We start from the raw sequence: 8,589 nt of genomic DNA on the forward strand, positions 1-8,589 counted from the left end.
CCGGCGCCACGGTGTTCACCGTGATGCCATCGCCCGCCAGCTCCAACGCCCAGGTCCGAGTCATCCCCGCCAGACCCGCCTTGGACGCCCCATACACCGACCGCCCGCCCTTGCCCAACGCGGCCCGGCTGCCGATATTCACGACCCGCCCGTACTTCGCCTGCCGCATCCCCGGCAGCAGCGCCTGCATCAGCAGGATCGGCGCGGTCAGATTCAACGCCATCGTCCGCGCCAGCTCCTCCTGTGTAATGTCCTCAATATTGGCAACCTGGATCATCCCCGCGTTGTTGACCAGATGCAGCACCGGCTGCTGCGCCGCCAACTCCCGGCCCGCAGCGACGGTCGCCGCCGCGTCGCAAAGATCCACCGAGCGGAAGGTCTCGCCCGGCAACAGTGTCTCGGGCGACGTGCGGCTGAAATTGACGACATGAAAGCCGTCTTCGATCAACCGCGCCACGATGGCGCGGCCGATTCCCCGGCTTGCGCCGGTGACAAGAGCGATGGGCGTGTTCATTGCGCTTTGATTCCCTGATCCTTGATGAGTCCGCCCCACTTCTTGCGTTCGGCGGATTCGAACGCGGCCAGATCCTTGCCGAACAGCGTGCCCGGCTTGGCGCCCATCGTGGCGAAGTTGGCGGCGATGGCAGGCGTCGCCAGTCCACTGCGCGCCGCATTGATCAATTGCTCCACCACCGGCGCCGGCGTGTTGCGCGGCGCATACAACGCAAACCACGCCGTCACGTCAAAACCCGGCAATCCAGACTCGGCAACGGTAGGCAAATCCGGCACCGACGGATCACGCGCTGCAGAAGTCACAGCCACCCCGCGCACCAGATTTCCGTCCTTGATCTGCGCCAGCGCGCCCGGCAGGTTGTCGAACAGCAGATCCACCTGCCCGCCCGCCACCGCCGGCAGCGACGCCGACGTGCCCTTGAACGGCACGTGCAGCATCGTCACCCCCGCCATCGCCTCGAAGTACGCCCCCGTCAAATGCACCGACGAACCGATGCCCGGCGACGCATAGGTCAACTTCTTGTCCGTCGACTGCTTGGCCGCCTTGATCACGTCCGCAACCGTCTTGTAGGGCGACTTCGCGCTGACGGCGATGACGTTCGGCGTGGTGGACACCAGCGCGATCGGCACCAGGTCGCGCTCGGGGTCAAACGGCATGTTGCCGTAGAGAAACTGGTTGATCGTCTGCGTCCCGATCGTGCCCAGCCCCAGCGTGTAGCCGTCGGCCTTCGCCCGGGCGACGTAAGCCATTCCGATATTGCCGCCCGCGCCCGGTTTGTTTTCAACCAGCACCGTCTGCTTCAGCCCCGGCTGCAGCGCGTTGGCGATGGCGCGCCCAAAGAGGTCCGCGCCGCCGCCCGGCGGATACGGCACGACGACGGTCACAGGGTGCTCGGGATAGCCTGCGGCGTGGACCGCAGGCAGCGCCAGAACGGCCAGCGCGGCAAGGGCGATGCGCCATCCGGCGCGCGGATGCTGCAATTGCGTCATGGTCTCGTCTCCTATCGAATCCGCTGATTGCGGATTTCTTTTTAAAGTACGTAAATACGTACTATATTCATAAGAACATGAAAAACCGACAGGAGACAAGCAGATGAAACGCTGGACGCAACGCCCCGAAGGTTCCACCTGGGGCGACTTCGGCCCGGACGACGAACTGGGCCGCCTGAACCTCCTGACCGAGGAAAAGGTGCTGCAGGCGGTGCGCGAAGTCCGCGCCGGCAAGGTCTTCTGCCTGTCGCTGCCGCTGGATTTGCCCGGCGGCAACGTGCTCAATCCGCGCCGTCACGCGCCCACGCTCAAACCCACCTTCCGCGACGGCACGCCCTATCTGAACTTTGCGATGTCGCAGGTGCAGCCCGAGGCCATCGACGTGCTGTCGGACGATCAGGTCACGCTCTCCATGCAGTATTCGACGCAGTGGGACGGCCTGTGCCACGTGGGCGCCATGTTCGACATCCAGGGCGACGGCCAGGCGCGCCGCGTCTACTACAACGGCTACGCCGCCGGCGTGGACGTGTTTGGCGGCGCCGATCCGGACAACTCGGAAGCCGCCTGCTGCCCGCCGGGCGGCTCCTATGCGCGCAAGCTCAGCGTCAGCCGCTATGCCGAAAAAGGCATGCAGGGCCGCGGCGTGCTCGTGGATCTGGCGCGCGCCTTCGGCCCGGGCCGCACGATCGTCGGCCACGAGCAGCTTCAGGCCGTCATGCGCGAGCAGGACGCCCTCCCCGAGCCCGGCGACATGCTGGTGCTGCGGACCGGCTTCGCGGAGGCCGTCGTGGCCATGAAGGGCCAGCCCGATCCGCACAAACTGGAGCAAACGGGCGCGGTGCTGGACGGCGCCGACCCCGCGCTGCTGGACTGGATCACGCAATCCGGCATCGCGGCCATCTGCGCCGACAACTATGCGGTCGAATCGTATCCGGCGCGCACGTCCGGCCCCGGCCATTCCATCCTGCCGCTGCACCACCATTGCCTCTTCAAGCTGGGCGTGCCGCTGGCCGAGCTGTGGTATCTGAAGGATCTGGCCGACTGGCTCCACGCGAACGGCCGCAGCCGGTTCCTGCTGACCGCCCCGCCGCTGCGCATGCCCGGCGCGGTGGGTTCGCCCGTGACGCCCATTGCCACGGTGTAAGCCATGCCCCTGCCGTACTCGACCTTCTCCGACCACCTGGACGCGCTGGCCGCCCGCCAGCCCGAGGCCATTGCGCTGATCGACCGCGACCAGCCTCTCAGCTTCGCGGACCTGCGCACGCGCAGCCTCGCACTGGCGGCGGGCCTGTCCCGCATCGGCGTGCAGCCCGGCCACCGCGTCGCCGTCTGGCTGCCCAACTGCGCGGCCTGGGTCGAATCCTTTCTTGCGTGCGCCCATCTGGGCGCGTTGGTGCTGGCCGTCAACACGCGCTTCCGGTCGGTGGAGGTGGCCGACATCCTGGGTCGCGGCCGCGCCGACTGGCTGGTGTACTGGCCGGATTTCAAGGGCATCGACTTTCAGGGCATCCTCGATGGCGTGGCGCCGGTCGATGTGGATCAGTTGCAAGGCGCCGTCGCGCTGGCCGGGCCCGACGAACTTCCTCCGGCATCGCTTCACGGCAAACCGGTGCATCGGTATGACGCGCTGCTGGCCTGCGCCGATCCCGCCCCCGTCGCACAAGCCAATGCCGGCGTGCTGTGCTTCACCACGTCCGGCACCACGTCCAAACCCAAGTTCGTCCTGCACGATCAAAAGACCCTGCTGCGCCACGGCGCCGCGGTTGCGCAGGCATTCGGCTACGACGACCGGGCTTGCGTGCTGGCCAGCGCGCCGTTCTGCGGCGCCTTTGGTTTTGCGACGCTGGTCGGCGGCCTGGCGCGCGGCGTACCCGTCGTGTGCGCCCCCGTGTTCGATGCGGCCCAATTGGCGCAGGCCATTGCCCGCCACGCCGTCACCCACACCTACGCCAACAACGAGGCCCTGGTCGGCATGATGCAGGCCGCCGCGCCCGGCGGGTTTTCGTCCGTGCAGCTGTTCGGCTTTGCCAGCTTCACGCCCGCGCTGGACAACATGCTGGACCTGGCCCGCGCCGCCGGCGTGCCGCTCACGGGCCTGTACGGTTCCAGCGAACTGATCGCGCTGGTGGCCGGTCAGCCGCGCGACCCCGCCGACGGCGATGTGGCAGCCCGCCACCAGCCCGGCGGCACGCTCATCTATCCCAATGCCCGCGTGCGCGCCCGCGATCCCGAGAGCGGCCAGGTGCTGCCGCACGGCCAGTCCGGCGAAATCGAAATCCTGTCGCCCAGCCTGATGCAGGGCTACCTGGACAATCCCGACGCCATGCGCGCCGCCGTGACGGACGACGGCTACTTCAAGACCGGCGACCTGGGCTACACGCTGACCGACCGCCAGTTCGTGTTCCAGACCCGGATGGGCGATTCGCTGCGGCTGTCAGGCTTCCTGGTCAATCCCGTCGAAATCGAACAGGTCGTCGAGACGCTGCCGGGCGTGCGCGCCTGCCAGGTGGTGGGCGCGACGCGCAACGGCAAGATCGTGCCGTACGCCTTCGTGCTGCTGCAGGAAGGCGCGCAGGCGGACCCGGCCGGCTGGACCGCGGCGTGCAAGGCGGCGATGGCCGGTTTCAAGGCGCCCGCGGGCTTCACCGTGCTGGACGCCTTTCCGTCGGTCGAAAGCGCCAACTCGGTCAAGATCCAGAAGCACCGGCTGCGCGAGATGGCGGACGCTATGCTCTCGGCTTCCGCGACATAACCTCCGACCCGCCATGCCCGCCCGCAAGCTTTTTTCGCGCAGTCCCCAGCCGCTTTACCTTCAGGCCGCCGCGCTGTTCCGCAGCCACATCCAGAACCGGACGTGGCGGCCCGGCCAGCAGATCCCGCCGCTGGAATCGCTGATGGAGACCTACGGCATCTCGCGCGCGACCATCCGCCAGGCGTTCGGCCTGCTGGAAGAAGACGGCCTGATCCGGCGCTCGCGCGGCTCCGGCACCTTCGTGAACGCCGAGCTGCCGGAAACGCCCACGCTGCTCATTCCCAAGACCTGGGCCGAAACCGTCGAACTGAGCAACCAGCTCGGCACGGTGTCGCTCGTGGAGTCCAGCGCCGATTCGCCCCTGCCCGACACGCTGGGCATGCCGTGCGGCGCGGACCGCAGCGGCAGCTTCCAGTACCTGCGGCGCATTCACACGACGGACGCCGGCCCCTTCTGCTACAGCGAGGTCTTTCTGGACAGCGGCCTCTTCCGGAAGCACCGCGCCCGCATCCAGAAAAGCACCGTCGCCCCAGTGCTGGACCAGTTCTACGGCGCGCGCATTTCCGAGGCCCGCCAGGTGCTCAATGTGATCGAGGCGGGCCAGGAATCGGCCGAATCGCTGCAGATTCCCGTGTCTTCGCCCGTGGCCGAGCTGCGCCGCTATGCCTGCATCGACGGCCGCGTCGTGTATTTCGCGCGGCTGGAGTTTCCGTTCCGCAAGGTGCGGATGGAATTCGACCTGCTCACCAGCCGCTGAGCGTTTCATCCAACCCGTCCCAGGAGACCACCGCACTTCCGACACCGACCGCCGCCGTCCGACCATACAGGGTGCAGCAGCAAATAAAACCTACATAAGCGCCCGCAATATCCGAAAAGAATCCGGCACACAGGGAGACAACCATGAGACATGCCGACAGGACCCGGATTTCAATGCAGTGCCGCAGCACGTTCGTTCGATTGTTCGCCACGACCGCCCTCGCCTCGGCGGCCCTTGCCACCGCCCACGCGCAGACGCCCGCCCCCGCCGTTTCCGACGACGTGGTGCGGCTGGGCCTGATCCTGGACATGAGCGGCGTCTACGCCGACGTGACCGGCAAGGGCAGCGCCACCGCCGCCGAGATGGCGATTGCCGACTTCGGCGGCACCGTGCTGGGCAAGAAGGTAGACCTGCTGGTCGTGGACCATCAGAACAAGGCCGACATCGCCGCCGCCAAGGCGCGCGAGTGGTACGACGTCCAGAAGGTCGACGCCATCATGGACGTCGCCGGCTCCGCGCCCGCGCTGGCCGTGCTGGAAGTGGCGCGGGAAAAGAAGAAGATCGTCGTCTTCAGCGGACCAGGCACCGAGCGCATCACCAACGACCTGTGCTCTCCCTATTCCGTCCACTACACCTACGACACCTGGTCGCTTGCCAACACCACCGCGCGCGCCACCGTCGAGCAAGGCGGCAAGAGCTGGTACTTCCTGACGGCCGACTACGCGTTCGGCCACACGCTGCAGGCGTCGGCCACCGACGTCGTGAAGGCCAACGGCGGCACGGTGCTGGGCGCCTCGCGCCACCCGCTGGGCTCCAGCGATTTCGCCTCGTATCTGCTGCAGGCGCAGGCCAGCAAGGCGCAGATCGTGGGCCTGGCCAACGCGGGCGGCGACACCGTCAACGCCATCAAGGCGGCCAGCGAGTTCGGGCTGACCAAGGGCGGGCAGAAGATGGCGGGCCTGCTGCTCTACATCAACGACATCCACGCCATCGGCCTGGACGCCGCCGCCGGCCTCACGCTGACCGAAGCCTTCTACTGGGATATGAATGACCAGACCCGCGCCTGGTCGCAGCGCTACTACGACAAGCTCAAGAAGATGCCCAACATGAGCCAGGCGGGCACGTACTCGTCGGTCATGCACTATCTGAAGGCGGTGCAGGCGGCAGGCACCGACGAGCCCACGGCGGTGATGAAGCAGATGAAGGCGACGCCCATCAACGACTTCTTCGCCACCAACGGCCGCATCCGCGAAGATGGCCGGATGGTCCACGACATGTACCTGTTCGAGGTGAAGAAACCGTCGGAATCGAAACGGCCATGGGACTACTACAAGCTGGTGGCCACGCTGCCGGGCGATCAGGCCTTCATGCCGCTGTCGCGGTCGACCTGCCCGCTGGTCAAGAAGTAGCGCGGCGGGCGTTCCCGCGGCGGGCGGACGCGGCGGATGGCATCCGCCGCGGGTGACGCGGGTGACGCCCCCCGCGTTATCCTTGCCGCTTTGCCATTCGCCGCTCCGACATGCCGCAACGCGCCGCCCGCATCATCGAGGGAACCATCGACCAGATCCGGCTCGCAACGCCGGTCCACCGACATGACGTCTTCCTGCGGATCGGCGCGGAGACCATCTGGGGGTCCGGGCTGGACCCCTCACACATCGCCCTGCTGCGCGGCTTTCACGACAAAGGCACGGCCGTGCGCATTGGCGTGCTGGAGGCCGAGCATGGCCTGAACCGCTTTTGCTGGGCCGTGCCCGCGCAGGGCCAACCCATTGCCCCGCTCACCTACCAGACCGCGCAACGGCGCAGCGGACGCGAGGCCGCCATCTGCGGCGCCGTGGGCGTGATCGCCCTCGGCGCGGCGTGGCTGTCCGGGATAGCCACGCTGCCGCGCGTCTTCCTGATGGTGTTCGCGCTGGTGATCGCGTTGATGGCGCTGGTGCTTGCCGCGAACGCCGTGCACGTCCTCTGGCACAACCGCCGCGAGCGGCCGCGCATCCTCGCCAGCGAAGCCCAGTTCGATCCCACCCGGCGACCAGCGGCCATGGCGGCCGCGCCGACCGCCCCGCCGCTGCGGCAGGAACCGGCCGCGCTGACGCAGGATGGCGATCCGCCGCTCCTCCTGATTCGGGGGCAGCTCGACGAAATCACGCATGAAACGCGGCACGTGCACAAGGGCCCGACCTACGGCCACTATCGTTTTTCCGTCCAGGGCCGGCAGTTCCTGATGACGGTCAATGAATCGCTGGGAAGCTGGCAGCCGTTCCTGGCGCAGGACGATCAAGTCGAGATGGCGGTCAATGCCCAGCCGGCGCCGGGCGAGCCGCATGCGGTGTATGCCTTGCGCAATCTGGAAGACGGCCGCGCTTACATGTGCCATCTGCGATTCCGCGCCAATCTCGGCCGCGACACGCCGGTCGGCGTCGGCATGAACCAGCGCGCGCCGATGCTCAAGGCTATCGGCGGGTTGATGCTTGCGGTCTGGCTGTTCCTCATTGGCCTGACCTGGTTCATGGATCCCGAGGCATTGCAGGGCGACTATCCGGAAGTCGCGCTGTTCATCCTGGGCATGTTCCTGCTGGTGTGGCTGTGCTTTGCTCTGCCGCTTTTCTGGCTCGACATGCGGTGGCGCATGGGCCGGCCGACGCGGCGCCAGCGCATCACCGAACGCATCTACGCGCTGCTCGATCTGGGCACGCCGTTTGCGCCCAAGCAACGCATCGAAGAGGTATGAACGGACCGGCGTATCCTTGCCGGATGCCTGATTGCCGCTGGAGACCCGCATGACACCGCCCGCCCCGCGCCCCATCGCCGCCACCATCGCCGCCGTCGTGCGCGACGGCCATGTGCTGCTGGTGCGCCGCGCCAACCCACCCGATCAGGACCGTTGGGCGTTCCCGGGCGGCAAGATCGACGCGGGCGAACAGCTGGCTGACGCGGCGGCGCGGGAATTGCTGGAAGAGACCGGCGTGACGGCCGAACCGCTGCACGTCTTCGACGCCGTCGACGTCTTCGACCGCGACGACACCGGCGCACTGCGCCGCCACTTCATCCTGATTGCGGTGCTATGCCGCTGGGTGTCCGGCGAACCGGTCGCGGGCGACGACGCTCGTGACGCGCGCTGGGTGTCCCTGGCCGATCTAGATGCCCACGCGCTGGCCACGAGCTTCGGCGTGGCGGAACTGGCGCATAAGGCTGCCGACCTGATGGCGGCGCGCTAAGCGCCGGAGATGGCGCTGCGTCAAGCGGCAGGGATGGCGCGACATCCAGCGCCGGAAATGGCGCTACATCAAGCGCCAGAAAGGGCGCGCGCCTTGATCCACAGGAACATCGGAATGCGCGACCATTGCGCGAGCAGCGCATTGTGCGCCGTGTCCGGCTTCGGTTCGCGCAGCGAGACGATCGCCAGACCTGCGGCCTCCAACGCCCCCATGTAGTCCTGCAGCGGCAGCGACCAGCCCGCGAAGTGCATGCTCAGGCCGCTGCGCGACTCCACGCCTTCAAAACGCTCACGGCCGTAGTAGGCGCCGTCCACCACGAACGGCGCATCGGGCGACGCGTCCGCAAACCGGCCGCGGTC

General features: G+C 67.5%; 8 protein-coding genes and 1 pseudogene. 6 read left to right on the forward strand and 3 right to left on the reverse strand.

Annotated elements, in window-relative coordinates; translation table 11 throughout:
- Positions 1-514 (reverse strand): SDR family NAD(P)-dependent oxidoreductase (locus RT697_RS26080; RefSeq protein ID WP_313702538.1); only part of this gene is annotated, 514 nt, incomplete at its 3' end.
- Positions 511-1,503, reverse strand: a complete 993-nt coding sequence (locus RT697_RS26085; RefSeq protein ID WP_313702539.1) for a tripartite tricarboxylate transporter substrate binding protein — start codon at positions 1,501-1,503, stop codon at positions 511-513. The genes RT697_RS26080 and RT697_RS26085, both read right to left, overlap by 4 nt.
- Positions 1,504-1,606: 103 nt before the next feature.
- Here RT697_RS26085 and RT697_RS26090 point away from each other — a divergent pair, with 103 nt between their 5' ends.
- The 6 genes from RT697_RS26090 (at position 1,607) to RT697_RS26115 (ending at position 8,230) form a co-directional block, all read left to right on the forward strand.
- Entirely contained in the window at positions 1,607-2,647 is a 1,041-nt protein-coding gene (locus RT697_RS26090) for a cyclase family protein (protein WP_313702540.1), read from the forward strand.
- A gap of 3 nt (positions 2,648-2,650) precedes the next feature.
- Positions 2,651-4,255, forward strand: a complete 1,605-nt coding sequence (locus RT697_RS26095; RefSeq protein ID WP_313702541.1) for an AMP-binding protein — start codon at positions 2,651-2,653, stop codon at positions 4,253-4,255.
- A gap of 13 nt (positions 4,256-4,268) precedes the next feature.
- On the forward strand, positions 4,269-5,012 hold the full coding sequence (locus tag RT697_RS26100; protein WP_105238367.1) for a GntR family transcriptional regulator: 744 nt from the start codon (positions 4,269-4,271) through the stop codon (positions 5,010-5,012).
- Positions 5,013-5,185: 173 nt separating this feature from the next.
- Positions 5,186-6,421: an ABC transporter substrate-binding protein gene (locus tag RT697_RS26105; protein WP_313702542.1), complete on the forward strand. Its 1,236-nt coding sequence runs from the start codon at positions 5,186-5,188 to the stop codon at positions 6,419-6,421.
- A 110-nt stretch (positions 6,422-6,531) separates the two neighbouring features.
- Positions 6,532-7,743, forward strand: coding sequence for a hypothetical protein (locus RT697_RS26110; protein WP_313702543.1), 1,212 nt, complete (start codon positions 6,532-6,534; stop codon positions 7,741-7,743).
- 49 nt (positions 7,744-7,792) lie between these two features.
- A complete protein-coding gene (locus RT697_RS26115; protein ID WP_313702544.1) occupies positions 7,793-8,230 on the forward strand; it encodes an NUDIX hydrolase in 438 nt (145 codons plus the stop codon).
- 68 nt (positions 8,231-8,298) lie between these two features.
- Here RT697_RS26115 and RT697_RS26120 read toward each other — a convergent pair.
- Positions 8,299-8,589: pseudogene (locus tag RT697_RS26120) on the reverse strand (class I SAM-dependent methyltransferase); the annotation flags it as partial.

It is taken from the genome of Achromobacter sp., from assembly GCF_032113835.1.
Classification (GTDB): domain Bacteria; phylum Pseudomonadota; class Gammaproteobacteria; order Burkholderiales; family Burkholderiaceae_B; genus Achromobacter.

Bases quoted from the DNA above. Each gene is read 5' to 3' on its own strand.
- RT697_RS26085 (WP_313702539.1), bottom strand. From the start codon at position 1,503: ATGACGCAATTGCAGCATCCGCGCGCCGGATGGCGCATCGCCCTTGCC.
- RT697_RS26090 (WP_313702540.1), top strand. From the start codon at position 1,607: ATGAAACGCTGGACGCAACGCCCCGAAGGTTCCACCTGGGGCGACTTC.
- RT697_RS26095 (WP_313702541.1), top strand. From the start codon at position 2,651: ATGCCCCTGCCGTACTCGACCTTCTCCGACCACCTGGACGCGCTGGCC.
- RT697_RS26100 (WP_105238367.1), top strand. From the start codon at position 4,269: ATGCCCGCCCGCAAGCTTTTTTCGCGCAGTCCCCAGCCGCTTTACCTT.
- RT697_RS26105 (WP_313702542.1), top strand. From the start codon at position 5,186: ATGCAGTGCCGCAGCACGTTCGTTCGATTGTTCGCCACGACCGCCCTC.
- RT697_RS26110 (WP_313702543.1), top strand. From the start codon at position 6,532: ATGCCGCAACGCGCCGCCCGCATCATCGAGGGAACCATCGACCAGATC.
- RT697_RS26115 (WP_313702544.1), top strand. From the start codon at position 7,793: ATGACACCGCCCGCCCCGCGCCCCATCGCCGCCACCATCGCCGCCGTC.